We start from the raw sequence: 26,152 nt of genomic DNA on the forward strand, positions 1-26,152 counted from the left end.
ATGCACGCGCCCATGAAAAACTGGCTGAACCGATTGAAAACCCGCCCGGACGCCCCCGATGCCTCGACGCAGCCGGCGCCGGCGGCCCCGTCCCTCGACCCGGCCGACGCCGGCATCGACGCCGCCTGGTACGGGTGGCTGACCGCTTCCGCGGCCACCGAGGTGCCGGACGACCTGATGCAGCGCATTCTCGACCAGGTGCGCACGCTGGCGCGCGACCCGGCCGCGTCCGCGCAGCTGGTGCCGCGCGTGCCCGAGGTGGTGCCGCAACTGCTGCGCAGCCTGGGCGACGAGGATGCTTCCAGCAGCGAACTGGCGCGCCAGGTGGCCCAGGACGTGGTGCTGGTGGCCGAAGTCATCCGCGAGGCCAACAGCGCCTATTACCGCCCGATCACGCCGGTCAAGAATGCCGAAGCCGCGATTGTCATGCTCGGCCAGAACGGCCTGCGCATGCTGCTGGCGCGCATCGCCTTCCGCCCGATCGTCAACATGCAGGCCGAGGGCTTCGCGAAACGGGCCGCGCCGCGCATCTGGGACCAGTCGGTCAAGTGCGCGCTGGCCGCCAGCCTGATGGCCCCCGGCCTCACCGCCGGCGTGTTCGAATCCTACCTCGCCGGCCTGATGCAAAACGTGGGCCTGATGGTCGCGCTGCGCCTGGCCGACCGCACCCACCCCGGCAGCGTCCCGGCCGACCCGGAATTCGGCGCCGCCCTGCTGGCGGCGTCGCGCGAGATCTCGGCCGGCATCGCGGCGCACTGGGAGTTCCCGCCGGACGTCGCCGCTGCCATCGCCCGCGCAGGCAACCCGGGCGACGCCGTGCTGGCGCAGGCCCTGGCCCAGGGCGACCGCATCGCCAAGCTGCGCATGTTGATGGACGCCCACCTCATCGGCGAAGACGATCCGATGGTCGCCGACGGGCTGACCAGCTTCCAGCGCCGTTGCCTGGGCAAGCTTGAGAACGTGGAAACCTGAGGCATGCGACTCTACCTGGCGACCCTGGCCGCCTGCATCATGCTGCCGGCGACGGCCGCTCCCTACCCGAACAGCAGCAGCTTCGGCGTGCCGTTTTCGAAGGACGAAGCCTGGTACCGCCAGTGCATGCGCGTCGAAAAACAGCCGTCGCCGAAACCGGCCGCCGGCGCGCCGGTGGACTGCAACGCCGGCGACCTCTATTACCGCAAGCGCAGCCAGGCCGTCGCATCGCAGGCGGAATGGGACGGGGTGCGCGCCTGCGCCGTGGCGCACGACGACCATGCCGTGCTGATGATGCTGTACGCGAACGGTTTCGGCGTGCCGCGCAGTACCGATAGCGCCATCCACCATGCCTGCCAGGTCGACGCCGCCAAGGCCGAGATGGCAGGCCGCATCGAGCACCTGGCCAACTTGCCCGCCAACGCCGTGTTCGACCAGTGCGACGACATCACCAGCGGCCGCATGGGCACGGTCTGCGCATCGATCCGGGGAGCTCAGGACGGGCGCGACCGCGGCAAGCGCCTCGACCGCGTGGCGGCCACCCTGCCCGCCGCGGCGCGCGCCGCGTTCCAGCGGCTGCAGGCGGCGGCCGGCCGCTACGCCCTTGCCGCCGGCGCCGAGACCGACATGCAGGGCACGGCGGCGCCTTCGTTCGTGATCCAGCGCGAGGAAAAGATGCGCGCGCAGTTCGCGCAGGCGGTGCTCGACGCTGCCAGCGGCAAGCTGCCGCCGGCGTCGCCCCAGGAGGCGGCGGCGCGCGACCGCGAACTGAACGCCGTGTACCAAAAGCTGATGGCGGCGCCCTCGCCGCAGCAGGACTGGCCGGACCGCCTCGGCGATACCACGATCGAACGCAAGGACGTGCGTGCCGCCGAACGCGCCTGGATCGCCTACCGCGATGCCTTTACCGCCTTCGCGGCGCAACTGAAAGCCGACGCCAATGCCGTGAATGCGCTGCTGACCGGCCAGCGCATCGCCGCCCTGCGCGACACGGCACGCGACCTGTAAAGCCTCAGGTGACCGGCGCCGGATTGAACAGCACCAGCGCATTGTGCAGCCGCCACTGCTCGGCCCAGGTCTTGCGGCCGCTGGCGACGTCCAGCAGCAGGCGGAACAGTTCCCAGCCGGTCTCCTCGATCGTCGCCTCGCCGGTGGCGATGCGGCCGGCGTTCACGTCCATCAGGTCGTGCCAGCGCGCCGCCAGTTCGCTGCGGGTGGCCACCTTGATCACCGGGACCGCCGCCAGGCCGTAGGGCGTGCCGCGCCCGGTGGTGAATACGTGCAGGTTCATGCCGGCGGCCATCTGCAGCGTGCCGCAGATGAAGTCGCTGGCCGGCGTGGCGGCGTAGACCAGGCCCTTCTGGCGCAGCTTCTCTCCCGGCGCCAGCACGCCGGCGATCGGCGCCGTGCCTGATTTCACGATCGACCCCATCGCCTTTTCGACGATGTTCGACAGGCCGCCCTTCTTGTTGCCGGGCGTGGTGTTGGCGCTGCGGTCGACGCCACCGCGCTGCAGGTAATCGTCGTACCACGCCATCTCGCGGATCATCGCCTCGGCCACGGCCGGCGTCGCGGCGCGCGCCGTCAGCTGGGCGATGCCGTCGCGCACCTCGGTCGTTTCCGAAAACATCACGGCGGCGCCGGCGCGCACCAATAAGTCGGTGGCGAAGCCGACCGCCGGGTTGGCGGTGACACCGGAAAAGGCATCGCTGCCGCCGCATTGCACGCCGACCACCAGCTCGGATGCCGGACAGCTCTCGCGGCGGCGCGCGTTCAGCACTTTCAGTTTGTCCGCGGCTATGCCCATGATCGCATCGATCATCGACTGGAAGCCGGCGTGGCCGGCGTCCTGCAGGCAGACGTGGGCCGGACCGGCGTCGCCGAGGATCGGGATTAGCCCTTTCGGGAACAGGCGCGCCGGCTGCAGCTTTTCGCAACCGAGGCTGACCACCATCGGCTGGCCGCCGAAGTTCGGATTCAGCGCCAGGTTGCGCACGGTGCGGATCGGGATCTCGGCGCCGGGCGCGTCGATCGCCACGCCGCAGCCGTAGCTGTGTTCGAGCGCGACCACGTCGTCGACGTTGGGGTATTGCGGCAGCAGCTCGGCCTTGATGCGCCTGACCGCGTGCTCGACCACCCCGGCCACGCATTGCACGGTAGTGGTGATCGCCAGGATGTTGCGGGTGCCGACGCTGCCGTCAGCATTGCGGTAGCCTTCGAAGGTGAAGCCTGCCAGTGGCGCCGGCGCCGCGCCGACGCGGGTGGACACCGGCAGCGCATCCAGTCCGCGCGCCGCCGGCATCGCCAGCAGCGTCTCGGCGATCCAGCTGCCGGCCGGGATCGGCGCCAGCGCGTAGCCGATGGCGACGTCGTAGCGCACCACGGCGTCGCCCTCGAGCAGGTCGGCAAGTGCCACCTTGTGCCCTTGGGGCACATGTTCGCGCAGGATCAGCCCGTCGGCCAGGCGAGTCCCGGCCGCCAGCCCGCCGTCGTTGACGACGATGGCGACGTTATCGTTCGGATGCATGCGGATGGTGCGCGGGGCGTCGGCTGACATCGGGGTCTCGCTACATTAGTCGTCAGACATCATATCACGAGGTCCACGGTGAGGATCGTGGGTATAATGGGGCTCGTCAACCTGTCCTGTCCAATCGCCCCATGAGCTCGACCGCCGCCCCTGCCGCCGCCGGCCCCAATACCGCGCCTGCCGGCCGCAAGAAACACCGCAACCTCGCGCAGGGCGTGGTCGAAGACATTAACGACCGTATCCGCCAGTCGCTGCTGAAGCCCGGCGACAAGCTGCCGACCGAGTCAGCCATCATGGAACAGTACGGCGTCAGCCGCACCGTGGTGCGCGAGGCGATCTCCCACCTGCAGGCCTCGGGCGCGGTGCAGACGCGGCACGGCATCGGCACCTTCGTGCTGGAGCGGCCGGCGGGCGGTCTCGGCATCGACACCGACAGCATCGTCACCGTGCGCGACGTGCTGGCGATCCTGGAACTGCGCATCAGCATGGAAACCGAAGCGGCCTGGCTGGCGGCCTCGCGCCGCAGCGACGAACAGGCGGCCGAACTGGGCGAAGCGCTGGCCGACATGGGGCGCGCGCTGGCGTCCGGCACCACCTCGGTGGAAGCCGACGTGCGTTTCCACCGCCTGGTCGCCGAAGCCACCGGCAACCGTTATTTCGTCGAGATGCTGGGGCAACTCGGCAACACCCTGATCCCGCGCGCGCGCTTGAACACGCCGGGCCTGGAGCCGGAGCGTCCGGGCGACTACCTCGAACGCGTCAACCGCGAACACGAGGATATCTATAACGCGATCCTGCGCCGGGATCCGGAAGCGGCACGCGCCGCCATGCGCACCCACCTGTCCAACAGCCGCGAACGCCTGCGCCAGACCCAGCAGCGCCTGGAAGCGTCGCTCGGCTGAGCCTGCCGGCCGCCAGTTGGGCAGTCGGCCGGGCAAAGTATTTGGTTGCGGAGTTCGATTTTCAGTTGTACGATGACATACAACCTAGCTTCGACATAACCCACCGCCGTTCAAGACCATCTGGAGACGCACGCAATGAATCCGCAAGAGCTGAAACAAGTATTGTCCTCGGGCCTGTTGTCCTTCCCGATCACCGACTTCGACGCCGAGGGCAACTTCCGTCCCGGCACCTATGCGGAGCGCCTCGAGTGGCTGGCGCCCTACGGTGCGACCGCCCTGTTTGCGGCCGGCGGCACCGGCGAGTTCTTCTCGCTGACCCACGAGGAATATTCGAGCGTAATCAAGACCGCGGTCGACACCTGCGCCGGCAAGGTGCCGATCCTGGCCGGCGCCGGCGGCCCGACCCGCGCCGCGATCAAGTTTGCCCAGGAAGCCGAGCGCCTCGGCGCCAAGGGCATCCTGCTGCTGCCGCACTACCTGACCGAAGCCAGCCAGGACGGCCTGGTGGCGCACGTGGAAGCGGTCTGCAATGCAACCAGTATCGGCGTCGTGGTCTACAACCGCGCCCAATGCCGCTTGACCCCGCAGTCGCTGGAAAAGCTGGCCGACCGCTGCCCGAACCTGATCGGCTTCAAGGACGGCCTGGGCGACATCGAACTGATGATGCAGATCTGGCGCCGCATGGGCGACCGTTTCAGCTACCTGGGCGGCCTGCCGACCGCCGAGGTGTATGCCGCCGCGTATAAAGCGCTGGGTGTGCCGGTGTACTCGTCGGCGGTCTTCAACTTCATGCCGAAGCTGGCCATGGACTTCTACCACGCGATCGCCAGCGACGACCACGCCGCCCAGAACCGCATGCTGGACGAATTCTTCCTGCCTTACCTGGAAATCCGCAACCGCAAGCCCGGCTACGCAGTCAGCATCGTCAAGGCAGGCGCCCGCCTGGCCGGCCACGACGGCGGCCCGGTGCGCGCGCCGCTGACCGACCTGACGCCGGAAGAATGCGACATGCTGCACAAGCTGATGGTCGCCCAGGGCGCGCAATAAGCGGCAGCCGGCAACCCTATCACCAATAAAGGAGACCCCATGTCCATCCAGGGCGAAATGATCATCGGCCAGCGCATCGTGCGCGGCAGCGCCGGCGCCGTACGCGCCTTCAACCCCGCCACCCGCCAGCAGCTCGACCCCGAGTTCGGCCTGGCGAACGGCGACGACGTCGAGGCGGCCTGCGCGCTGGCCGAAGACGCCTTCGACGCCTACCGCAACATCGAGCCCGAACAGCGCGCGCGCTTTCTGGAGGCGATCGCCGACGAGATCGTGGCCATCGGCGGACTGCTCATCGAGCGCGCCTCGCAGGAATCCGGCCTGCCCGCCGCGCGCCTGGAAGGCGAGCGCGGACGCACCGTCAACCAGCTGCGCCTGTTCGCCAAGGTCGTGCGCGACGGCTACTGGCAGGAAGCGACGCTGGATACCGCCCTGCCCCAGCGCACCCCGCCGCGCGCCGACCTGCGCATGCGCAAGGTGCCGCTCGGTCCGGTCGTGGTGTTCGGCGCCTCCAACTTCCCGCTGGCGTTCTCGGTCGCCGGCGGCGACACCGCGTCGGCGCTGGCCGCCGGCTGCCCGGTGATCGTCAAGGCGCACAGCGCCCACCTCGGCACCTCGGAACTGGTCGGCAAGGCGGTGCAGCGCGCCGCTGCCGCGACCAATATGCCCGAGGGCGTGTTCTCGATGCTGATCGGCGAAGGCCGCCAGGTCGGCCAGAAGCTGGCCGCCCACCCGACCGTCAAGGCGATCGGCTTCACCGGATCGCGCGCCGGCGGCCTGGCCCTGGTGCAGACCGCCGCCGGCCGCAAGGAACCGATCCCGGTGTATGCCGAGATGAGCAGCATCAACCCGATGTTCATGCTGCCGGGCGCACTCGCCGCGGGCGGGGCAAAACTGGCGTCCGGCTTCGTCGATTCGCTGACGCTGGGCGTGGGCCAGTTCTGCACCAATCCGGGCCTGGTGATCGGCCTGGCCGGCGCGCAATTCGACGCCTTTGCCGCTTCCGCCGCCGAAGCGCTGGCGGCCAAGGGCGCCGGTACCATGCTGACCGCCGGCATTCATAAAGCCTATACCGATGCGATCGAGAAGCGCACCGGTGTCAACGGCCTGACCCTGGTCGGCCAGGGCAGTGCCGCGGGCAGCGGCTGCGCCGCCCAGGCTGCGCTGTACCGGTGCGACGCCGCCACCTACCTGGCCACGCCGGCGCTGGAAGAAGAAATCTTCGGCCCGGCCTCGATCCTGATCGCCTGCCGCGACGAGGCCGAGCTGCTGGCCGTGGCCCGCCACCTGGAAGGCCAGCTGACCGCCACCGTGCACGCCACCGCGGACGACCGCCCGCTGGCCGCCAGCCTGCTGCCGACGCTGGAACGCAAGGCCGGCCGCATCCTGTTCAACGGCTTCCCGACCGGCGTCGAAGTGTCGCACGCGATGGTCCACGGCGGCCCGTTCCCGGCCACCTCGGACAGCCGCTCGACCTCGGTCGGCGCCACCGCCATCGAGCGCTTCCTTCGCCCGGTGTGCTACCAGGACGTCCCAAGCGAACTGCTGCCGCCGGCGCTGCGCGACGACAATCCGCTGAAGCTGGCGCGCATCGTCGACGGTACGCTGCAGACGGCGTAACGCGCCCAGGCTGCGCATGTAGGGTGGGCACCCTGTGCCCACGCGTGAAGCGTTCAGGCAGTTGGCTGCTCGGGCCTATGCGTGGGCACGGGTGCCCACCCTACAATAAGCAGCATTGGATTACGCAGTAACAGCAAGCATGGAGACGCTTGCTGCCGAGTGAAGCATGTCAGTACCAACATCTACATATATCTGACCATGACCCGGAATAATGCTATCGGCAAGTACAGGTGGACCATCTGCGGCCTGCTGTTCTTTGCCACCACCATCAACTACCTCGACCGGCAAGTCCTGAGCTTGCTGGCCCCGGCCCTGTCGAAGGAATTCGGCTGGTCCAACTCCGACTACGCCAACATCGCGGCGGCCTTCCAGTTCATTTACGCGATCGCGCTGCTGTTCGTCGGGCGCGTGGTCGACCGCCTCGGCACCAAGCTGTCCTATCACCTGGCAATCGCGGTATGGTCGCTGGGCGCGATCGCCCACGCCTACTCGATCTGGGTCGGCGAAGCCGTCAACACCGTGTTCGCGGCGCTCGGCCTTGCGGCGGTCCCGGTGTCGGTGGCCGGCTTCATCGTGGCGCGCGCCATCCTCGCGATCGGCGAAGCCGGCAACTTCCCGGCCGCGATCAAGGCCACCGCCGAATACTTCCCGCGCGCCGAGCGCTCGTTCGCGACCGGCATCTTCAATTCCGGCGCCAACATCGGCGCGATCCTGGCGCCGCTGACGGTGCCGATCATCGCCGCGCTGTGGGGCTGGCAGACCGCCTTCATCTGGATCGGCGCGATCGGCTTCCTGTGGATGATCTTCTGGGCGATCTTCTTCGACGAGCCCGCCCAGCAGCGGCGCCTGGGCAAGGCCGAACTGGCCTACATCCAGGCCGACGTCGAAGCGCCGCGCAGCCACGTCCCGGCCGGCGCTGAAGCGCCGCTGCGCAAGGCCGGCTGGATGGAACTGCTGTCGATGCGCCAGACCTGGGCTTTCGCCCTGGGTAAATTCCTGACCGATGGCGTGTGGTGGTTCTTCCTGTTCTGGCTGCCGAAATACCTGTCGGCGACCTACGACATCGCCCCCACCGCGATGGCGCTGCCGCTGACGGTCCTGTACAGCATGACGATGGTCGGTTCGATCGCCGGCGGCTGGCTCCCCACGATGTTCATCCGGCGCGGCGACAGCGTGTTCGAGGCCCGCATGAAAGCCATGCTGCGCATCGCCTTCTTCCCGCTGGTGGTGCTGCTGGCGCAACCACTGGGCGGCATCAGCTACTGGATGCCGGTGATCCTGATCGGCATCGGCGCCTCGGCCCACCAGGCCTGGTCGGCCAACCTGCTGACCACCGCGTCCGACCTGTTCCCCAAGCATAACGTGGGCTCGGTGGTCGGCATCGGCGGGCTGCTGGGCGGTATCGGCGGCGTGCTGGTGACCAAGGTCGGCGGCCGTTTGTTCGACTACTACGGCGCGCTGGGCCAGATCCAGACCGGCTACATGATCATGTTCAGCTTCTGCGCGCTGGCCTACCTGGTGGCATGGGGCATCATGAAGCTCCTGATCCCGGCGGCCAAGGTGCCGCCGCTGCCCGCGGAGCTGGCGAATGCAACCTGAAGTCCGGCGTGTCGACGCGCCGGCCTGCCAGGTCGGCGAGAGTCCGGTCTGGCATGCCGGCGAACAGGCCTGGTACTGGACCGACATCCCGGCGCGCACCGTGTGGCGCCTGGATGCCGCCAGCGGCCGCGTCGCCAGCTGGGCCGCGCCGGAAATGGTGGCCTGCATGGCGCCACGCGCGGCCGGCGGGCTGGTGGCCGGCATGGAGAGCGGCATCTTCCGGCTCGAACTGCAGGCCGGCGGCGAGGTCGTCGCCGAGCGCCTGGCGGCGCCGCCGGCGGCCGAACTCACGGCCGGCATGCGCTTCAACGACGGCCGCTGCGACCGCCAGGGCCGCTTCTGGAGCGGCACCATGTTCATGGACATGGCGGCCGCCCGCGCCGACGGCCGCCTGTACCGCTACGATGGGCAGGGCCTGTCGCAGCCGCTGGTGGCCGGGCTGCTGACCCAGAATGGCCTGGCGTGGTCGCCCGACGGCCGCACCATGTACCTGTCCGACTCGCACCCGCAGCGCCAGCTGGTCTGGGCCTTCGACTACGACCTCGACGACGGCGTGCCCTCGAACCGCCGCCTGTTCGTCGACATGAACCATTATCCCGGCCGGCCGGACGGCGCCACGGTCGACGCCGACGGCTGCTACTGGCTGGCCGCCAACGACGCCGGCCTGCTGCTGCGCTTCACGCCCGACGGCCGGCTCGAGCGCCGCATCGCGCTGCCGATGGCCAAGCCCTCGATGCCCTGCTTCGGCGGCGCGGGGCTCGACACGCTGCTGGTCACCTCGATCAACCCGGCGCATCCGGATCAGCCGGACGCCGCGGCCGGCGCCACGGTGATGCTCGTACCCGGCGTGCAGGGCCTGCTTGACACCCCCTTCGCTTTCTAATCAGTGATCATGACCAAACCATTCAAACGCATCCTGTTCACCGGCGCGGCGGGCGGCCTCGGGCGCCGCCTGCGCCCGCACCTGGCGCAGTTCGCCGACGTCGTGCGCCTGGCCGACCTGGTCCCGATCGCGGACGCGCAGCCGCACGAGGAAATCGTCCAGTGCGACCTGGCCGACCGCGACGCCGTGATGACGATGTGCGACGGCGTCGACGCCATTTTGCACTTCGGCGGCGTGTCCACCGAAGTGGAGTTCGCGCCAATCATGCAGGCCAACATCCTCGGCATGGCGAACCTGTACGAAGCGGTGCACAAGCGCGGCATCCGGCGCGTGATCTTCGCCAGCTCGAACCACACGATGGGGATGTACAAGACCACCGACGTGGTCGACGCCGCCATGCCACCGCGCGCCGACGGCTACTACGGCCTGTCGAAGGTGTTCGGGGAGTCGCTGTCGCGCTATTACTGGGACCGTTTCGGCATCGAGACCGTGTGCATCCGCATCGGCTACTGCTTCCCGGAGGCCAGCAACCACCGCCAGCTGGCGACCTGGCTCAGCCTCGACGACATGGTCGAGCTGCTGCGGCGCTCGCTGCTGACGCCGCGGGTCGGGCATACGATCACGTTCGGGATGTCCGACAACGACGGCAAGTGGTGGGACGACCGCCACGCGCGCTTCCTGGCGTACCGGCCGAAGGACAGTTCGCGCCAGTTCACGGAGGCGGTGCTGGCCTCGGGCGTGGACCAGTCGGACGACATGGACGACATCACGCTGAAGTTCCAGGGCGGGGTGTTCCTGACGCATGGGCCGAAATACAAGCCCTAAGACAATCGCAGCGTAATCTACGTCGCCCCTGCGCAGGCAGGGGCCCAAGTTTGGCGAGTTGCTGCAAAATTGGGCCCCTGCCTACGCAGGGGCGACGTTTATATGCAGCGAGCTTCGTTCACTAGCAGCAAGCTTTTCAACGCACCAAACAAGGCCGCTTGTTATCGAAGGTCCACCCCGGAATCAGGTACTGCATCGCCACCGCATCGTCGCGCGCGCCCAGGCCCATGTTCCTGTAGGCCTGGTGCGCCTTCTCCAGCTCCGCTTCGTCCAGCTCGATTCCCAGCCCCGGCTTGGCCGGCACGTGCACCTTACCGCCCTCGATGCGCAAGGGTTCCCTGGTCAGGCGCTGGCCGTCCTGCCAGATCCAGTGGGTATCGATCGCCGTCACCTTGCCCGGCGCGGCGGCGCCGACGTGGGTGAACATGGCGAGCGAGATGTCGAAGTGGTTGTTCGAGTGCGAGCCCCAGGTCAGGCCAAACATCTGGCATAGCTGGGCCACACGCACCGAACCCTGCATGGTCCAGAAGTGCGGGTCGGCCAGCGGGATGTCGACCGATTGCAGCTGGATCGAATGGGCCATCTGGCGCCAGTCGGTGGCGATCATGTTGGTGGCGGTCGGCAGGCCGGTGGCGCGGCGGAACTCGGCCATCACTTCGCGGCCGGAGAAGCCGTTCTCGGCGCCGCACGGGTCTTCGGCATAGGCGATGATGCCGTGCTTGTCGCGGCACAGGCGGATTGCCTCCGCCAGCGACCAGCCGCCGTTGGGGTCGAGCGTGACGCGCGCCTCCGGAAAGCGTTCGTGCAAGGCGACGATGGCTTCCATTTCCTCGTCGCCGCGCAGTACCCCGCCCTTCAGCTTGAAGTCGTTGAAGCCGTAGCGCTCGCGCGCGGCCTCGGCCAGCCGCACCACGGAATCCGGGGTCATGGCCGGCTCGTTGCGCAGGCGGAACCAGGCGTCGCCGGCGTCGGGCTCGGCGCGGTAGGCAAGGTCGGTGCGGGCGCGATCGCCGATGAAGAACAGGTAGCCCAGCATGTCGACGGCGTCGCGCTGCTGGCCTTCGCCGAGCAGGGCCGCCACTGGCACGTTCATGAACTGGCCGAGCAGGTCGAGCAGCGCCGACTCGACCGCGGTCACCGCGTGGATCGTGGTGCGCAGGTCGAAGGTCTGCAGGCCGCGCCCGCCGGCGTCGCGGTCGGCGAACGCCGCGCGCATGGCGTTGAGCACGGCATTGTAGTCGCCCAGCGATTTGCCGAGCACCAGTGCCCTGGCATCCTCGAGCGTCCGGCGGATCTTCTCGCCACCCGGTACCTCGCCCAGGCCGGTATTGCCGGCGCTGTCGGTCAAGATCACGATGTTGCGGGTAAACCAGGGGCCATGCGCCCCGCTCAGGTTCAGGAGCATGCTGTCCTGGCCGGCAACGGGGACGACACGCATGTCGGTCACGACAGGGGCGCGGGAAACGGTGGTGGTCATGCAGGCTCCGGAAAACGGTGAAGGGCTGTCAAAATGCGCAGATAGATGTCATCAGACATCATACAACATAGCCTGAGTATATCGATGCGCTACACGCATGGCAACGGCAAGCCATATCTTGGCGGCATAGGACGAATCAAAGCGTCGAGCGGCATAAAAACCAGCAAATGTGAAACGATGCATTGTTCAATATCTTCCTTTACATGTGGCAATAAATCCATAAAATCGGCAATTGTTGCAGTAAGTGAACAAACGTTATCGATGTAGACAAAAGTTACACAATTCCTAAACGCAAGTTAGTAAAAACGGCTATAGTTTCAACAAATAATCACACATTCTCACTTCGGTAAAGAATTTCCTGTGAGGAAAGACTGTACTGCCTGTCCCATTGCCCACGCAAAGCCGTGATCGATGTTTGTGTTTCTCGCACGATGAGAAATGAACGACTTTGTTGCCGACTTAAAATATGACGAATCCGAACAGCAGCGCCGCGATCGACGCCACGGAGTTCTACTCCACTGCCGAGGCCGCGAAAATCCTGGGGGTGTCGCACCGTACGATCCAGCTCTGGGTCGAAAGCGGTATCCTCCAGGCCTGGAAGACCGCCGGCGGGCACCGCCGCATCGCCTCTACCTCGGTAGACAAGGTGATGGAAAAGCGCCGCCAGGCACTGGCCCTTGACCACCGCGATCCAAAATCCGCAGCGCCGGCCCAAGCACGCCAGTACAAGGTCGTGATCGCCGACGACGACGCTACCCTGCTGCGCCTTTACGAGCTCGAGATTGGCGGATGGGGCCTGCCTCTACAGCTGATCAAGGCCAGCGACGGCTTCGACGCACTGCTCAAGATTGGCGAGTACCACCCCGACCTGCTGATCAGCGACCTCAGCATGCCGGGCATGGACGGTTTTCGCATGGTCAACAGCCTGCGCAACAATCCCAAGCAGCGAGACCTGAATATCATCATCGTCAGCGGGCTCGACCGCGCCACCATCAGCTCGCTCGGGCTGCCGGCCGACATTCCAGTCTACGCCAAGCCGGTGTCCTTCACCCAGTTGCGCGCCGCTGTCGAAAAAATCCTCGCCCTCGCCTGACACGCCAGACCTGTAGTGCCCACTGCCTGCATCCTGCAGGCAGTGTTTCCCCTAGCTTCCTTCCTCGCTTGACCTAGACAGGTCATCTGCGCCTCTACGCGCGTGCAATTTCTCCTCTGCCCTTAGCCCTCGCTCTGCCCTGCGGCACGACGCGCACTCCGCGTTTTGTTTCCACAAAACAACATTACGAACGAGAAATTTTTATTGGCTAAATACAGTAAATCCAGTAATCTTCGCAAATCGAAACATTCGATAGAAACAGCAAAATCACTAGCGAAGCGAAGATACTATGATCCCCTTGACTCTTCTACCAACCTTCAAGCGCATGCTGGTCATCCTGACAACCTGCGTACTCCAGCTGAGCTGCGCCCTCGTATTCGCAGCCGACAACGGCGTGACTGCCGAACTGCACGCCTTCAAGGTCGTCTCGGGCGCTAATGGCCCGCAACTGGTCGCCACCACCGAAGCCCTCCCAGGCGACACCATCGAATACCAGGTCACCTATCGCAACCGCGCCGCCACGCCGGCCCGCGACGTGCTGGCCACGCTGCCGGTGCCCAAAGGCGGCATGGCCTACGTGGCCGGCAGCGCGGCGCCGGCCAAGGTCATGGCCAGCCTCGACGGCAAGCAGTATGCGCCGGTGCCGCTGACCCGCACCGTGGACCGCGACGGCAAGCAAGTCACCGAGACCGTCCCGGTCGCGGAATACCGTTTCCTGCGCTGGCAACTGGGTGAACTCGCCCCTGGCCACAGCGCCACCGTTTCCTCCCGCATGCGCCTGGATGGCGCTTCCAAGCAGTAATCAACGTCCTTATAGGTAAGCTCACATGAAACTGAATCCTGTTCCGCACGCCCTGGTCCTCGCCATCGGTCTCGTCGCCGTCGGTATCGATGCGCGAGCTGCCACCCCGGCCGGCACCTCGATCGTCAACACGGCAACCGCAACCTACATCGATTCGACCCTGGCTGCCCGCAGTGCCACCTCGAACACCGTGACCACCGTCGTGCAGCAAGTCGCCAGCGTGAGCGTGTCGGCCGGCACCGCCAAGAACGGCAGCGTCAACGGCCAGGTGACGTACGCGCATACCATCACCAACAACGGCAACGGCGCCGACAGCTTCACCCTGAGCGCGACCAACACCGGCGCGTTCACGATGGCCAACGTCGTCTTCTACGCCGACGCCAACGGCGACGGCATCGCCGACAACACCACCCCGATCACCACCACAGCGACCCTGCAGCCGGGCCAGTCGGTGCAGGTCGTCGCCATCGCGACCCTGCCGGCCGGCGCCGCCAACGGCGCGACCAACAACCTGGTGGTGAGCGCCACCAGCGTGTTCAATGCCGCTGCGACCGCCAACGCCACCGACGTCACCACCGTCGCCCCGGCCTCGGTGATGGACATCACGGTCGGCTCGGCCGGCAGCGGCGCACCGGGTGCCGGCGCCGGCGCCGAAACCACCGCGGTGCAGACCAAGACCACCACCCCCGGTACCGCCACCCGCTTCACCCTGTACCTGAACAATGCCGGCACCAGCGCCGACACCTTCAACCTGTCGTCGAGTATCGACCCGAACTTCGGGACGACGAACCTGCCGGAAGGCTGGACCGTGGTCTTCAAGGACGCCAGCGGCGCCACCATCACCAGCGCCACCGTCGCCGGCGGCGCCAACACCGTGGTGTATGCGGACGTCACGCCGCCGGCAGGCGCCACCCCGGGCACGACGGACTTCTATTTCCGCGCCCAGTCGCCGACCACCAACGTGGTCGACCGCGTGCACACCGCCGTCACCGTCACGGCACCGGTGGGCGCCGAGCTCAAGCTCAGCAAGACCCAGGCCCTGGACGCCAACTGCGACGGCGTCGCCGACACCGCCTTCAGCGCCGCCAACATCACCAGCGGCGCGGTACCGGGCGCCTGCATCCGCTACGAGATCACCGCTACCAACCAGGGCGCCAACGGCATCGCCGGCGTGGTCATCAACGACGTGATCCCGGCCAACACGACCTACCACCAGTACTCGCTGGCCACCGGCGCCCAGACCACCCAGGGCCTGGTCACCTCGCCGCTGCCGGGCCTGACCGGCGCGGTGCAGGCCACGGTCGGCAACCTGGCGCCGAACGGCTCCGCCAAGATGTCGTTTGGCGTGCGCATCAACCCGTAACCCCGTTTTGCCCCGATCCGGTCGCCCAGCGCGGCCGGGGAAGGGTTCCCCTTCATCCAGCTACCCGTCGCCGCCATGAAGCGCACCCTCCGTCAAATCGCCCTGTACTGCCTGCTGATCGCGCTGTCCTGCGCCTACGGCATCGCCAGCGCCACCGTCACCAACCGCGCCAGTGTCAGCTTCGATGACCCGGTGCGCGGCAACGTGACCCAGCAGTCGAACAAGGTGCGCGCGATCCAGCCGCAGACGATCAGCTACTTTACCGGCAGCGACTACGGTACCTCGGCCAAGATCGGCGTGCCGGGCCAGCGACTGTACGTGCAGGCAGACGCCAGTGCCTGCAACCTCGATCCGGAGGTCGCCGAAACCGTCGACATCACGATCGCCTCGCAAAAAACCGGCGACGACGAAACTTTTCAGGCGACCGAAACCGGCCCCGATACCGGGATTTTCCGCGTCAACACGCCGCTGGTGACGGCACTGGTGGGCAGCGAAGGCGCCCACGACGGCGACACCACGGTCCAGACCACAAAGAACGATTCCCTGGTCGCCACCGTCAAGGACTGCGGCACCGGCCCGGCGACGACCGCCATCCTGATCGACCCGGCCGGCGTCGTGTTCGACAGCAGCACCGGCCTGGCGATCGCCGGCGCCCGCGTGACCCTGATCGATGTGACCGGCGCCGGCAACGGCGGCGCCCCGGGTGCGGCGGCGACCGTCATCGCGCTGGACGGCGTCACCCCGGCCCCGAGCAGCGTCGTCACCGACGCCGACGGCATGTTCCAGTTCCCCCTGGTCGGCCCCAGCCTGTACCGCCTGCAGGTGGTCCCACCCAAGAACTACACCTTTCCGTCCAAGGTCGAGGCCGGCAAACTCCCGGGCAATCGCACTATCCAGCTGTACGGTTCCTACGGCGCCAATTTCACCGTCAGCGCCGCCACCGGTGCGGTGACGCTGGACGTGCCCCTGGACCCGATCCCTGGCACCATGTATCTTGAAAAGACCGCGTCGCGCGCCGACGCCGAAGTCGGCGACGTCGTCGACTACACCATCCGCATCCACAATACCGCCGAGGTCGACCTCAACGGCGTCGACGTCATCGACGACCTGCCGGCCGGCTTCAGCCTGGTCCCAGGCACCGTGCGCCTGGACGGCGCAGCCGTCGCCGACCCGAACGGCCTGCGCGGCCCCTCGCTGATATTCGCAGCCGGCACCGTCGCCGCCAAGGGCGAGTCGGTCCTGCGCTACCGCGTGCGCATCGGCGCCGGCGCGCTGCAGGGCGACGGTATCAACCGCGCCCACGCCACCAGCGCGGCTCCGGCCGCCTTTACCAGCACCGTGGCCGCCGCCAAGGTCAAGGTGAGCGCCGGCGTGTTCAGCGAAAAAGCCTATATTGTCGGCAGCATCTTCGCCGACTGCGATGGCGACAAACTGAAGAGCGCGTTCGAGCCGGGCGTGCCGGGCGTGCGCGTCTACCTCGAAGACGGCAGCTATGCGGTCACCGACGCCGACGGCCGCTACAGCTTCGCCGACCTGCGTCCACGCACCCACGTCGCCAAGGTCGACCTGTCGACCCTGCCGCAGGGCGCCGCGCTGGCGATCCTGGGCAACCGCAACGCCGGCGATGCCGGCAGCCGCTTCGTCGACCTGCACGACGGCGAACTGGGCAAGGCCGACTTCGCCATCGCCGCCTGCACCCCGGCGCTGCGTGAAGCGATCGGCGCCCGCCGCAACGCCGCCCAGGACCAGGAACGCACGCAGACGGCGAAAGCCACCGTGCCGGCGGCACCGAAATCCGCCCAGGCTGCCAAGGCAATCGACCTGAACACCCTCGACAACAGCCTCGGCTTCGTCGGCATCGACAACGGTGCCGTGCTGCCGCGCGCGCTGGCCAACGTCCGCATCAAGGGCACTGCCGGCTCGACCTTTACCTTGAGCGCCAACGGCAAGGCCATCGACGACAAGCAGGTCGGCAAGCGCTCCACCGTCGCGTCGCGCCAGCTGGAAAGCTGGGAGTTCGTCGGCGTCGCCCTGCAGCCGGGAAAGAACGTACTGGAAGTCAGCCAGCGCGACCAGTTCGGCAATGCGCGCGGCAGCCGGCGCATCGACGTGATCGCCCCGGGCAAGCTGGCGCGCCTGCGCCTCGACCTGGACAAGGCGAGCGTGGCCGCCGACGGCCGCAGCCTGGCCGCTGTGCGCCTGCGCCTGGAAGACGACAACGGCGTGCCGGTGCTTGACCGTACCGCCGTCACCATCGATGCCAGCCGCGGCAGCTGGGAACAGGCCGACCTGGATCCGCGCGAGCCGGGCCTGCAGCTGTTCGTCGAAGGCGGCCAGACGGAGCTGGCGCTGCGTGCGCCGAAGGACGCCGGCGAGGCCGCCATCAAGGCCAGCAGCGGTACCCTGGAAGCCGTCACCCGCGTCGACTTCGTGCCGGACCTGCGTCCGCTCGTCGCCGCCGGCCTGGTCGATGGCGCCGTCAGCCTGAAGAGCATCAAGGGCAACGTCGGCAAGCCGGCACGCGAGTTCAACGGCTTCGAAGACGCCCTGCGCAGCCTGTCGGAAACGAAGAGCGGCACCACCGCCGACGCCGGCACCCGCGCCGCCGTGTTCGCCAAGGGCCAGGTCGCCAAGGACACCTTGCTGACCCTGTCCTACGACTCCGACAAGGTCAACGACCAGCCGCTGTTCCGCGACCTCGACCCAACCTTGCACTACCCGGCCTACGGCGACAATGCCCAGCGCAGCTTCGACGCCCAATCCACCGGCCGCCTGTACCTGCGCGCGGACCGCAACAAATCGTACCTGCTATACGGCGACTTCACGCCGCCGGGCGCGACCCCGGCACGCAACCTGGGCGCCTACAACCGCAGTCTGAACGGCCTGCGCCAGCATTACGAAGCGAACGGCCTGAGCGTGGATGCCTTCGTCAGCCGCGCCAGCACGCGCCAGTTGGTGGAAGAGATTGCCGCCAACGGCACCTCGGGGCCGTACCGCACCGCCAGCGGCAGCATGGTGATCAACAGCGAGCGCATCGAGATCATCGTGCGCGACCGCAACCAGGGAGGTTTGCTGGTGTCGCGCCGCCAGCTGAGCCGCTATGCCGACTACGACATCGAGCCGCTGACCGGCCGCATCCTGTTCCGCGCCCCGATCGCCAGCCTGGACGCCGACCTGAACCCGGTCACGATCCGCATCAGCTACGAAGTCGACCAGGGCAACCCGAATTTCTGGATCGGCGGCGTCGCCGCCCAGTACCAGCTCAACAAAGCCTTCGAAGTCGGCGCCAGCTACGTCACCGACAAGAATCCGTCGGCCGAGACCGGGCTGGCCAGCGTCAACGCCACCCTGCGCCCGGACGACAGGACCGTGCTTACCGTGGAAGGCGCGCGCATGGACAAGATGGATGTCGCCGGCCGCGCCGCCCGCATCGACGCCACCCGCAAGGATGGCAAGCTGGAAAGCCGCGTCTACTTCGGCCGCGCCGACGCCAACTTCGACAACCCGGCCGCCAGCCTCCCCAAGGGCCGCGCCGAAGGCGGCGCCCGGGTCACTTACCGTGCCGACGAGCGCACCAGCTTCGGCGCCGAAGTCATCCACACCGCCGACCTGACCAGCGGCGCCTCGCGCGACGGCGCCGAGCTGCAGGCCGGTTATGCCTTCGGCAACGGCATCCGCGTCGAGGGTGGCGTCCGCCGTGCCCATGAGAACGCAGCCGCTGCCACCGTGCTGGCCCAGCCGGACCTGACCAGCGTGCGTGCCAAGGTCGCGGCCCAGGTGCCGGGCCTGCCGCAGGCCGGCGTGTTCGTCGAAGCCGAGCAGGACGTGCGCGACAGCGCCCGCCGCATGGTGGCACTGGGCGGCGACTACCGCCTGGCCGGCGGCAGCCGCCTCTACGGCCGCCACGAACTGATCAGCAGCCTGGGTTCCAACTACGACCTGAATGCCGGCCAGCAGCGCAACGCCACCGTGTTCGGCATCGATTCCGACTACATGAAGGACGGCCGCGTGTTCACCGAATACCGTGCCCGCGGCGCCAGCAGCGGTGTCGGCAGCCTCGACGGCCGCCAGGCGGAAGCCGCCCTCGGGCTGCGCAACCTGTGGACCGTGGCCGAAGGCGTGCGCATGAACACCAGCCTGGAGCGCGTTAAAGTCTTGGCCGGCAATGCCGCAAACGCGTCGGTAGCCGCCGCCGTCGCCGTCGACTACAGCCGCGATCCTGCGTTCCGCGCCAACAGCCGCCTGGAAATGCGCCATGCCGAAGACAGCAACAGCGTGCTGAGCACGGTCGGTATCGCCTACAAGCTGAGCCAGACCTGGGCGCTGCTGGGCAAGAACACCCTGGCCGCCACCCACAGCAAGGGCGGCAGCCTCAAAGACGGCAGCAGCAAGGTCACCGACTTGTTCCAGACCGGCGTCGCCTACCGTGCCCTTGAAACCCTGGGCTGGAACGGCCTGGCCAAGTACGAGTACAAGCTGGAGCGTGACACCGGCCTGGCCGATCTCGAGCGCGCCGTGCATGCGATCGGCGTCACCGCCAACTGGCAGCCGCGCGCCGCGACCCTGTTCAGCGCGCGCTACGCCGCCAAGGTGGCCCAGGACCGCTCGGGCGGCCTGGACACCCGCTCGGTGGCCCAGCTGTTCGCCGCGCGCGTGACCCAGGAACTGAAGCGCGACTGGGACCTCGGCGCCAGCCTGCAGATGCTGGTCGACGGCGGCACCCGCGGCCGCCAGTTCGCCGCCGGCCTGGAAGCCGGTTACCAGCTGCGCAAGAACATGTGGGTCTCGGCCGGCTACAACCTGCTCGGCTTCCGTGAGCCGGACCTGGCCGGCGCCGATGCCACTGCCCGCGGCGTGTACCTGCGCCTGCGCATGAAGTTCGACGAGCGCACGCTGGAAGGCCTGCTGTCGCCGCGCGCCAACTAATATAGACAGATAGAGAACGCAACCATGTACCCGACCGGTATCCGCTCCGCTCTTCCGCGCCTGCTCATGGCCTTTGTACTGCTCGCCGCGAGCCTGATGGCGGCGCTCGCCAGCGCGCCGGCACGCGCCGCCTGCACCATCGGTGCCTGCGTCGCCGCCGGCCCGCGCTTGGCCAGCGTCGACACCCAGCAGGCCGCCCTGCTTAACCCCTTGCTGGGCGGCCTGCTGGGCTCCAGCCTGAACCTGGGCGTAGCCGACTGGAACACGCTGGCCCAGGGCGACGTCAAGGTGCTCGGCTTCCTGAATGCGCTGCAGGCCACCACCAACACATCCAGCCCGGCGCAAGCGCTGAGCGCCAACGTCGGCATCGCCCAGGCAGCCGCGGCGCTGGGCGCGGCTGCCTGGGCGGAAGCGAATACCAGCCTGGCCGGCGTGCTGAATGCCCTGTCCTCGAGCCTGGCAAGCAGCGGAGCCACCGTGCGCGTCGGCGACTTGTTCAAGCTGAACGCCGATACCGGCGCCCTCGCCGGCACCACCCTGAATTCGCTCGACATGCTGACCGGCCTGATCCAGCTCTACAATTACAAGAACGTGCTGACCACGCCGCAGCCGGTGGGCATCTCGGGCGGCGTGCTCGGCCAGGCCGGCCTGGTCAACAACCTGCAGCTGTACGCACAGGTGATCGAGCCGCCGGTCACCACCTGCGGCCCGGCCGGCACCCAGTTCCACTCGGCCGCGGTACGCCTCAAGCTGAAGCTCGACCTGGTCACGCTGACCCCTAGCACGACCACGCTCACCGCGGTCGCCGGCGTGACCAGCGCCTCTGTGGCGATCAGCCGCCTCGACGTCTACATCGAAACCGCGCGCGGCGAAGGCAGCCTGGCCGCCATCGATGCCGCCGCCAAGGCCGTGACCCTGCAGGTGGCGCCGGGCGTGGCCGACGTCTACCTCGGCAGCATCGCCGACAGCGTGTTCTTCAACCGCACGCGCACCCTGTCGGCAGCAGACGTCGACTATGGCCAGATCGGCACCCTGGTGCTGAACGGCGTCAACGTCGCGCTCGAAGTCAAGAGCACGGCACGCGGCCAGGCGCCGTTCGCCACCAGCGTGACGCTGTCCGGCACCTTTCCGCAGAGCCGCACCGTCATTACCAGCAGCGCCTTCGTCACCGGCTTGACCAACAGCCTCGTCAACAACCTGGCGCTGCGCACCACCATCCTGAGCACCGGCCTGTCCAGCCTGGTATTGACGCCGGTGGCCAACCTCCTCGGCGGCGCGCTGCAGCCGGTGCTGAAGACGCTGGTCGTCAACACGCTGTCGCCGGTCCTGACCCCGGTGCTGAGCGGCGTCGCCGATCCACTCCTGAAACTGCTGGGCATCGGCCTGGGCCAGATGACGGTGAGCGTCACCGGCATCTGCCAGGCCTGCGACGATTTCAAGCTGACCAAGGCGGTCGACAAGCAGGACGCGCTGCCCGGCAGCCTCATCACATATACCATCACTTACCAGAACGTCGGCCAGACCACCCTGAGCGGCCTGAAGGTGCAGGACGCCACGCCCGCGTTCACGATCTACAACACCGGCGGCTGCGGCGCGCTGGGCGCCGGCCTCGCCAGCTGCAGCCTGGGCACCCAGCCGGCCGCAGGCGCCACAGGCCCGCTGGTCTGGACCTTCAACGGCAGCCTGGCGCCGGGCGCCAGCGGCAGCGTCAGTTTTACGGTGACCGTGCAATGATGTCAGGCTTGCTCCAGGTGGAAGGCGATGTGTGGGGGAAAGGAGACTCCCCCCGTTTTCGGGCGTCGCCGTCGTTGAAGGATGTGTCAAAAACTTGACGTTCGACACCAAAACGTTAAAATCGATAAATATGAAAATTGCCGCACATAACTATTCTAACGAGACCGACACGGGCGCCACCTTCCCGGGGGCGGATGACTTCTGTTCGACCAAGCAAGCGGCCAGCATCATCGGCGTGTCGCACCGCACGATCCAGCTGTGGGTCGAGAGCGGCATCCTGCAAGCATGGAAGACCGCCGGTGGGCATCGCCGCATCACCATGCAGTCGGTGAACAGGCTGGTCGACCAGCGCCGCGAAGCGCTGGTACCGTCCAGCACCGCGCCCGTGGCACAGCAGCCGGCGCCTAGCACGCGCAAGAAAGTCCTGGTCGTCGACGACGACGCCACGCTGCTGCGCCTGTACGAGCTGGAAATGATGGGTTGGGACTCGCCGATCGATCTCATCAAGGCCCACAATGGTTTCGAAGCGCTGATCAAGATCGGCGCCGACAAGCCGGATCTCTTGATCAGCGACCTCAGCATGCCCGGCATGGACGGCTTCCGCATGATCCGCACGCTGCGTCTGGATCCGACGCATGCCGGCATGGCGATCGTTGTCGTGAGCGGCCTGGACAAAACCACGGTAGGCTCGATGGGCTTGCCGGCCGATATCCCCTTCTTCTCGAAACCGGTCCCCTTCCGGGACCTGCGTGAAGCCGTCGAACGTGTGCTGCTGCCTGTCCAGGCTGCCGCAGTGGAGCACTGACACCAACCGCACCATTACCGAATGTTTTCATATGCTGGCTTCGCCCGTGCCCCTAGAGGAAGCGCATCGGCTGCAGGTCCTGCTTGACCTGAACATCCTCGACACCGCCCCCGACGAACGTTTCGACCGCATCACCCGCATGGCCGCGCGCCTGTTCGGTGTGCCGGTCGCCATGGTCACCCTGATCGACGCCGAGCGCCAATGGTTCAAGTCGCGCGTCGGCATGCCATTCGCGCACACCGAGCGCGCCAGTTCGTTCTGCGCCCACACCATCTTGCAGGATGGCCTGATGGTGGTCGAGGATGCGACCTGCGACGAGCGCTTCGCCGACAATCCCTTCGTGACCGAACACGGCGCGCGCTTCTACGCGGGCTACCCGCTGGCGGCGCCGGACGGCAGCCGCATCGGTACCGTGTGCATCCTGGACACGTCGCCACGCGGCCTCGACGCCGACCAGCGCGCGCTGCTACGCGACCTGGCCGGCATGGTCTCCAACGAAATCGCGGCGGCCGAACTGCGCCGTGCCCATGATCGCCGCAGCGACAGCGATGCCTGGATGCGCGGCCTGCTCGAGCATATTCCGGACGGGGTGCTGATGCTCGACCGCGCCGGCAGCGTCATCTGCGGCAACCCGGCGGCGGAACACATGTTCGGCTCGGACACCGGCGGCCTGACCGGCCGCCTCTCATCCGCGCTGCTGGGCGAGGATGCCGCCGTGCTGCTCGACCCGGAACACAGCCCGGACGCGCCGCCGCAGGAAGGCGGCGGCTACCGCCTGGACGGCTCGAGCTTCCCGATCGAAGTCAAGGTGGCGCCGATGTGCCTGGTCGGCCAGCAGCGCTACGCCGTGATCGTGCGCGACGTCACGCGCCAGCACGAACAGGCGCAGCGCAATCGCGCCACCGAGGAGCGCCGGCGCAAGCATTTCACCACCGCCACCCACGAACTGCGCACGCCGATGGCAAGCATCCTCGGATTTTCCGAGCTGCTGCTCAAGCGCGATTTCGACGCCGCCACCAGCCGCGAACTGCTCGACATCATCCACCGCCAGGCCGCGCGCCTGGTCGACCTGATCAACCAGATGCTCGACCTGGCCCGCATCGAGGCCGGCGGCACCGAGGGGATGAGCATCGGCCGCGTCAACGTGGCCGAACTGGTGGAATCGACGCTGACCGGGCTGAACGGGCTGGGCCAGAACCACCGCATCCGCACCGAACTCGAAGACGGCTTGCCGGCGGTCGCCGCCGACCCGGCCAAGATGCAGCAGGCGCTGACGAATATCGTCAGCAACGCCATCAAGTACTCGAGCGAGGGCAGCCGGATCGACATCAGCACGGCGGCCCTGCGCCAAAATGCTAAACTCATGGTGGCGATCCGGGTCGCAGACCGCGGAATCGGCATGACCCCTGAGCAACAGGCACATATCTTCGACGCGTTCTACCGCGCCGGCGACGCCCAGAACGTACAAGGCAGTGGACTCGGCATGACCATCTTCAAGGAAATCATTGAACTGCACGGCGGCCATGCCGACATCGAATCGCGTCCCGGTGCCGGCACCGCGGTGACCGTCTGGCTGCCCGCGTTACCCGACCATGGATAAGACCATTCTCATCGTCGAGGACCAGGACGATCTGCGCCTGCTGGTCCGCCTCAGCCTGAAATCGCTGGGCCGCGTGGTGCTGGCATCGAGCGCCGTCCAGGGCCTGGCGCTGGTGCGCGCCGAAAAGCCAGACCTGGTCACGCTCGATGTCTGGCTGGGCAAGGGTGATAGCGGCCTCGACGTCTGCCGCGCCATCAAGTCCGACCCGGAAACGCGCCACGTCAAGGTACTGCTGCTGTCCGCCTGCGGCCAGCAGAGCGACGTCGAAGCCGGCCTGGCTGCCGGCGCCGACCGTTACATCGTCAAGCCCTTCAGCCCGCAAGGCCTGGCCGAAGCCGCTGCCACACTGCTGGCTGCGGCGTAACAGGCGCCGGCCGTGCGATTAGAGGAAAGACTCTAGACCACGGCCTTTTCCCTACAAGCCGATAAAACTGAAACCGCAATCGCGCACTTCGGTCTGTTCAAAATCGTCTTTTGCGCTACCCTGCACGTATTTACGCAAGAATCCGGCTAAACCCGTAATTCGTCGTGAGAGGCACCCTCTCTGTGCAGATTTTCCTCTAAAATTCCATATAGCAACTATCGAGTATCATTAGACATCGATCATTTGATCCCATTTAACGGGCAGAAAGGAGACGTCGCAATGAACAAAATCGCTCTGGGCGCCCTGCTGCTCGCCGTTTGCGGCTTCGCCAACCAGGCCATTGCCGCCGGCAACGCTGCCGCTACCACCATGCAGGTCAGGTTCGTGATCCAGGAAGCCTGCACCGTGCACGTCGCCGACGGCTCGCATGCCGCGCCGGACGTCAGCTGCGTGCACCAGGCGCCGGTGCAGGTGTCGGCCGCTGCCGGCGCCACCCAGGCCGCACCTTCGCAGACCGTGGCCGGCACTGACGGCTGGCAGATCTACTTCTGAATCAGGCCAGGCCGGCCCGAAGAGCCGCTGCCGCCGGCAGGCATCCCAATCCTCGCAACGTGCGTTCGACCGCCACCTCGAGCGGCGTGTGCGGCTCGCTGCCGAGCAGCGCCAGCAGCCCACTGTTGTCCATCCGAAGCGGCTGCTGCCACAGGTAGCGCATCTCCTTCACCTCGCGCAGGGTTTCGTTGAACGGCGCCGCCAGCGGCACCAGCCACCAAGGAAAGCCGCCGATGCGGGCCTGCACGCCGTGGCACGCCATGGTGCGCCGGATCGCTTCCGCCATGCCGGTGCCGTCGGCATCCCAGTGGCCGCTCATGTTGAAACGTGCGAACGGCGGCAACTCGGCGCGGCGCTCGACCAGCGCCACCATGGTGGCGGCGACGTCGGGCAGGTAGGCCCACTGGTGGCCGACGCCGGCGCGGCCGGGATTGGCGATGCGCGTGACCGGCTTGCCGGGCTTGACCAGCCCTTGCCCGAACCAGGTGTTGCCGGCACGCGGGCCGAAGAAATCGCCGGCGCGCACGACCAGGGCACGCCCGCCGCGTTGGCCGAACGCTTCCAGGGCCGCTTCCATCTGCACGCGCAGCGCCCCTTTCCTGGTGAGCGGGTGCTGCGGCGCGTCGTCCCCGGCGCAGGGAAACACGTCCGGGCCATAGTTGTAGACGGTGCCGGGCAGGACCACCAGGGCCCTGACCGCCTCCGCGGCGGCGATGCTGTTCTCCAGCATCGGCAGCACCTGGCCGGCCCAGTTGTGGTAGCCCGGCGGGTTGACCGCGTGCACGATCACGGCGCATCCCCGGGCTGCGGCCAGTACGTCGCCGGCGGTCATCGCATCACCGTTGACCCACTCGATGCCTGCGCCGTCCTGCCCCTGCGCCGGCCTGCGGGTCAGCGCCTTCACCTCCCAGCCCTTGCCCACCAGTTGCCGCGCCACTTCGCCGCCGATGCCGCCGGTAGCGCCGAGTACCAATGCCGTGTTCCGCTGTTCCATGTCTGCCTCCGTGATTGACGATGTAGCCATCCTGAGGCATGCTCGCGTCAAATGGAATTGCATGAGGCGA

At 67.4% G+C, this 26,152-nt stretch carries 20 protein-coding genes; 17 read left to right on the top strand and 3 right to left on the bottom strand.

Annotated features, from left to right (window positions below):
- Window positions 1-12 precede the first annotated feature (12 nt).
- Both U1H99_RS12465 and U1H99_RS12470 read left to right on the top strand, forming a co-directional pair.
- Window positions 13-972: an HDOD domain-containing protein gene (locus U1H99_RS12465; RefSeq protein WP_323142051.1), complete on the top strand. Its 960-nt coding sequence runs from the start codon at window positions 13-15 to the stop codon at window positions 970-972.
- A gap of 3 nt (window positions 973-975) precedes the next feature.
- On the top strand, window positions 976-1,980 hold the full coding sequence (locus U1H99_RS12470) for a lysozyme inhibitor LprI family protein (protein WP_323142052.1): 1,005 nt from the start codon (window positions 976-978) through the stop codon (window positions 1,978-1,980).
- A 4-nt stretch (window positions 1,981-1,984) separates the two neighbouring features.
- Here U1H99_RS12470 and garD read toward each other — a convergent pair whose 3' ends face one another.
- Window positions 1,985-3,529, bottom strand: a complete 1,545-nt coding sequence (garD, locus tag U1H99_RS12475) for a galactarate dehydratase (RefSeq protein ID WP_323142053.1) — start codon at window positions 3,527-3,529, stop codon at window positions 1,985-1,987.
- A gap of 101 nt (window positions 3,530-3,630) precedes the next feature.
- Between garD and U1H99_RS12480 the strand changes: the two genes are divergently transcribed.
- The 6 genes from U1H99_RS12480 to U1H99_RS12505 all read left to right on the top strand — a co-directional run bounded on the left by U1H99_RS12480 (window position 3,631) and on the right by U1H99_RS12505 (window position 10,372).
- Entirely contained in the window at window positions 3,631-4,401 is a 771-nt protein-coding gene (locus U1H99_RS12480; RefSeq protein ID WP_323142054.1) for a FadR/GntR family transcriptional regulator, read from the top strand.
- A 135-nt stretch (window positions 4,402-4,536) separates the two neighbouring features.
- Window positions 4,537-5,448 (top strand): 5-dehydro-4-deoxyglucarate dehydratase, encoded by a 912-nt coding sequence (gene kdgD, locus U1H99_RS12485; protein ID WP_323142055.1) that lies wholly within the window; start codon window positions 4,537-4,539, stop codon window positions 5,446-5,448.
- A gap of 39 nt (window positions 5,449-5,487) precedes the next feature.
- Window positions 5,488-7,065 carry an aldehyde dehydrogenase (NADP(+)) gene (locus U1H99_RS12490; protein WP_323142056.1) on the top strand — a complete coding sequence of 526 codons (1,578 nt, stop codon included), beginning with the start codon at window positions 5,488-5,490 and terminating at the stop codon, window positions 7,063-7,065.
- A 198-nt stretch (window positions 7,066-7,263) separates the two neighbouring features.
- Window positions 7,264-8,664: an MFS transporter gene (locus tag U1H99_RS12495; RefSeq protein ID WP_323142057.1), complete on the top strand. Its 1,401-nt coding sequence runs from the start codon at window positions 7,264-7,266 to the stop codon at window positions 8,662-8,664.
- Window positions 8,654-9,547 (top strand): SMP-30/gluconolactonase/LRE family protein, encoded by an 894-nt coding sequence (locus U1H99_RS12500; RefSeq protein WP_323142058.1) that lies wholly within the window; start codon window positions 8,654-8,656, stop codon window positions 9,545-9,547. Before U1H99_RS12495 ends, U1H99_RS12500 begins: the two co-directional genes overlap by 11 nt.
- A gap of 9 nt (window positions 9,548-9,556) precedes the next feature.
- A complete protein-coding gene (locus U1H99_RS12505) occupies window positions 9,557-10,372 on the top strand; it encodes an NAD-dependent epimerase/dehydratase family protein (protein WP_323142059.1) in 816 nt (271 codons plus the stop codon).
- A gap of 136 nt (window positions 10,373-10,508) precedes the next feature.
- Here the strand turns inward: U1H99_RS12505 and gudD are convergent, their stop codons facing one another.
- Entirely contained in the window at window positions 10,509-11,849 is a 1,341-nt protein-coding gene (gudD, locus tag U1H99_RS12510) for a glucarate dehydratase (RefSeq protein ID WP_323142060.1), read from the bottom strand.
- Between the two features lie 466 nt (window positions 11,850-12,315).
- Between gudD and U1H99_RS12515 the strand changes: the two genes are divergently transcribed.
- From U1H99_RS12515 to U1H99_RS12555, 9 genes are all read left to right on the top strand, one after another.
- Window positions 12,316-12,942 carry a response regulator gene (locus U1H99_RS12515; protein WP_323142061.1) on the top strand — a complete coding sequence of 209 codons (627 nt, stop codon included), beginning with the start codon at window positions 12,316-12,318 and terminating at the stop codon, window positions 12,940-12,942.
- Window positions 12,943-13,231: 289 nt separating this feature from the next.
- Window positions 13,232-13,744, top strand: coding sequence for a hypothetical protein (locus U1H99_RS12520; protein WP_323142062.1), 513 nt, complete (start codon window positions 13,232-13,234; stop codon window positions 13,742-13,744).
- Window positions 13,745-13,769: 25 nt separating this feature from the next.
- Window positions 13,770-15,107 (top strand): hypothetical protein, encoded by a 1,338-nt coding sequence (locus U1H99_RS12525; RefSeq protein WP_323142063.1) that lies wholly within the window; start codon window positions 13,770-13,772, stop codon window positions 15,105-15,107.
- Window positions 15,108-15,182: 75 nt separating this feature from the next.
- Window positions 15,183-20,033, top strand: coding sequence for a hypothetical protein (locus U1H99_RS12530; protein WP_323142064.1), 4,851 nt, complete (start codon window positions 15,183-15,185; stop codon window positions 20,031-20,033).
- A gap of 66 nt (window positions 20,034-20,099) precedes the next feature.
- Window positions 20,100-21,767 carry a hypothetical protein gene (locus U1H99_RS12535; protein ID WP_323142065.1) on the top strand — a complete coding sequence of 556 codons (1,668 nt, stop codon included), beginning with the start codon at window positions 20,100-20,102 and terminating at the stop codon, window positions 21,765-21,767.
- A 130-nt stretch (window positions 21,768-21,897) separates the two neighbouring features.
- Window positions 21,898-22,572, top strand: a complete 675-nt coding sequence (locus tag U1H99_RS12540) for a response regulator (RefSeq protein ID WP_323142066.1) — start codon at window positions 21,898-21,900, stop codon at window positions 22,570-22,572.
- Window positions 22,573-22,603: 31 nt separating this feature from the next.
- Window positions 22,604-24,172, top strand: coding sequence for a sensor histidine kinase (locus U1H99_RS12545; protein ID WP_323142067.1), 1,569 nt, complete (start codon window positions 22,604-22,606; stop codon window positions 24,170-24,172).
- A complete protein-coding gene (locus U1H99_RS12550; protein WP_323142068.1) occupies window positions 24,165-24,536 on the top strand; it encodes a response regulator transcription factor in 372 nt (123 codons plus the stop codon). The genes U1H99_RS12545 and U1H99_RS12550 overlap by 8 nt, the downstream gene beginning before the upstream one ends.
- A gap of 279 nt (window positions 24,537-24,815) precedes the next feature.
- Entirely contained in the window at window positions 24,816-25,088 is a 273-nt protein-coding gene (locus tag U1H99_RS12555) for a hypothetical protein (protein WP_323142069.1), read from the top strand.
- Between the two features lies 1 nt (window position 25,089).
- Here U1H99_RS12555 and U1H99_RS12560 read toward each other — a convergent pair whose 3' ends face one another.
- Window positions 25,090-26,082, bottom strand: a complete 993-nt coding sequence (locus U1H99_RS12560) for an NAD(P)H-binding protein (protein WP_323142070.1) — start codon at window positions 26,080-26,082, stop codon at window positions 25,090-25,092.
- Window positions 26,083-26,152 lie beyond the last annotated feature (70 nt).

It is taken from the genome of Massilia phyllosphaerae, assembly GCF_034659755.1.
Lineage (GTDB): Bacteria > Pseudomonadota > Gammaproteobacteria > Burkholderiales > Burkholderiaceae_D > Telluria > Telluria phyllosphaerae.

Excerpts from the sequence above, each read along its gene's own strand:
- U1H99_RS12515 (WP_323142061.1), top strand. The coding sequence starts at position 12,316 with ATGACGAATCCGAACAGCAGCGCCGCGATCGACGCCACGGAGTTCTAC.
- U1H99_RS12560 (WP_323142070.1), bottom strand. The coding sequence starts at position 26,082 with ATGGAACAGCGGAACACGGCATTGGTACTCGGCGCTACCGGCGGCATC.
- U1H99_RS12540 (WP_323142066.1), top strand. The coding sequence starts at position 21,898 with ATGAAAATTGCCGCACATAACTATTCTAACGAGACCGACACGGGCGCC.
- U1H99_RS12545 (WP_323142067.1), top strand. The coding sequence starts at position 22,604 with ATGCTGGCTTCGCCCGTGCCCCTAGAGGAAGCGCATCGGCTGCAGGTC.
- gudD (WP_323142060.1), bottom strand. The coding sequence starts at position 11,849 with ATGACCACCACCGTTTCCCGCGCCCCTGTCGTGACCGACATGCGTGTC.
- U1H99_RS12535 (WP_323142065.1), top strand. The coding sequence starts at position 20,100 with ATGGCCTTTGTACTGCTCGCCGCGAGCCTGATGGCGGCGCTCGCCAGC.
- U1H99_RS12470 (WP_323142052.1), top strand. The coding sequence starts at position 976 with ATGCGACTCTACCTGGCGACCCTGGCCGCCTGCATCATGCTGCCGGCG.
- U1H99_RS12520 (WP_323142062.1), top strand. The coding sequence starts at position 13,232 with ATGATCCCCTTGACTCTTCTACCAACCTTCAAGCGCATGCTGGTCATC.
- U1H99_RS12550 (WP_323142068.1), top strand. The coding sequence starts at position 24,165 with ATGGATAAGACCATTCTCATCGTCGAGGACCAGGACGATCTGCGCCTG.
- U1H99_RS12465 (WP_323142051.1), top strand. The coding sequence starts at position 13 with ATGAAAAACTGGCTGAACCGATTGAAAACCCGCCCGGACGCCCCCGAT.
- garD (WP_323142053.1), bottom strand. The coding sequence starts at position 3,529 with ATGTCAGCCGACGCCCCGCGCACCATCCGCATGCATCCGAACGATAAC.
- U1H99_RS12480 (WP_323142054.1), top strand. The coding sequence starts at position 3,631 with ATGAGCTCGACCGCCGCCCCTGCCGCCGCCGGCCCCAATACCGCGCCT.
- U1H99_RS12490 (WP_323142056.1), top strand. The coding sequence starts at position 5,488 with ATGTCCATCCAGGGCGAAATGATCATCGGCCAGCGCATCGTGCGCGGC.
- U1H99_RS12500 (WP_323142058.1), top strand. The coding sequence starts at position 8,654 with ATGCAACCTGAAGTCCGGCGTGTCGACGCGCCGGCCTGCCAGGTCGGC.
- U1H99_RS12530 (WP_323142064.1), top strand. The coding sequence starts at position 15,183 with ATGAAGCGCACCCTCCGTCAAATCGCCCTGTACTGCCTGCTGATCGCG.
- U1H99_RS12525 (WP_323142063.1), top strand. The coding sequence starts at position 13,770 with ATGAAACTGAATCCTGTTCCGCACGCCCTGGTCCTCGCCATCGGTCTC.
- U1H99_RS12505 (WP_323142059.1), top strand. The coding sequence starts at position 9,557 with ATGACCAAACCATTCAAACGCATCCTGTTCACCGGCGCGGCGGGCGGC.
- U1H99_RS12555 (WP_323142069.1), top strand. The coding sequence starts at position 24,816 with ATGAACAAAATCGCTCTGGGCGCCCTGCTGCTCGCCGTTTGCGGCTTC.
- kdgD (WP_323142055.1), top strand. The coding sequence starts at position 4,537 with ATGAATCCGCAAGAGCTGAAACAAGTATTGTCCTCGGGCCTGTTGTCC.
- U1H99_RS12495 (WP_323142057.1), top strand. The coding sequence starts at position 7,264 with ATGACCCGGAATAATGCTATCGGCAAGTACAGGTGGACCATCTGCGGC.